This window comes from Rhizobium sp. RAF56 (assembly GCF_052113965.1).
Classification (GTDB): domain Bacteria; phylum Pseudomonadota; class Alphaproteobacteria; order Rhizobiales; family Rhizobiaceae; genus Rhizobium.
The window spans coordinates 1-1,058 of record NZ_JBFRDU010000110.1; the positions used below are offsets into that span (position 1 = coordinate 1).

Here is a 1,058-nt window from a genome sequence, read left to right on the forward strand (position 1 = left end):
TGCGGCCGGCGTAAATCGACGAGAATGATGTCCGCCTTCTTGCCGGGCTCCAGCGAACCGATCTCATCGTCGAGGCCAAGCACGCGTGCGGCGTCGATCGTGCACATTTCCAAGACCTTTCCCGGCGGGAGCCAGCTCGGATCGTGGAAGTAGGTGCGGTGATAATGCATGCATTGCTGCATGTGGCGGAACATGTCCGCCGAACGGTCGGGCGCCGTGGCATCCGATCCGATCGCCACCACGACGCCCGCATCGAGAAGCTCAGTCACCGGGCAGCGCGCGAGAATGGCGGCGACAGCACTCGGATTGTGAACGATGCAGGTGCCGGTTTCGGCACAGATCGCGATTTCGGTCTCGTCGAGGCCGGTCGCATGCGACAGCAGCGTGCGAGGCCCGAGAATGCCGATGTCCTGCGCGATGCGAACGCTGCCGAGGGTATGGCCGTCCTGGGTGAAGACCAGGCCGCGCTCGTAGGCAAGCCGCTTGACCTTCCGCGCCTGAGCGACGGCATCCTCGCCCGCGGCGCCGTCGAGATGCTCTTGATGCAAGGTCGGCGTCAAGAGCGCGACGTGCAGCCGATCTTCGTGAGTGCGGTGCCAGCGGTCGACCAGCTGCAGCGATGTTGCAAGCTGCTTTTCGAACGACACCGGGTAGTCCGTGCGGCCGCCGCCGTCCCAGCGTGCATAGGTAAGCGGATGCGGAGGGCGCGTGGTGCCGACCGCAACGACCGAGCGCGTGCCGATGTTGAGCACGCCCTCCATATGCGCATCGCCATAGACGGGGTCGTCGGTGCGCATGATGGAATCGCCGCCGCCGAGCAGCGAAATGCCTGTCGTAACCCCGAAACGCAATCGCTCCAGCGCGGCAAGCTGGGCTTCCGCATGCCAGAACTCCGGGGTCGAGCCGACGGTATAGGCACCCTGGCATGCGCGGTACCAGAGATCGCTACGCCCGCCGCCGAGCGTCTTGATCAGTCCGTGGCCGGCATGGGCATGGCTGTCGACGAAGCCCGGCATGATCGCCATGCCGCGCGCGTCGATGATCTCGCCCGCCTGATG

At 65.6% G+C, this 1,058-nt stretch carries 1 protein-coding gene; it reads right to left on the bottom strand.

The window, feature by feature from the left end:
- Positions 1-1,058 (bottom strand): amidohydrolase family protein (locus AB4048_RS28785; protein WP_442205349.1); only part of this gene is annotated, 1,058 nt, incomplete at both ends.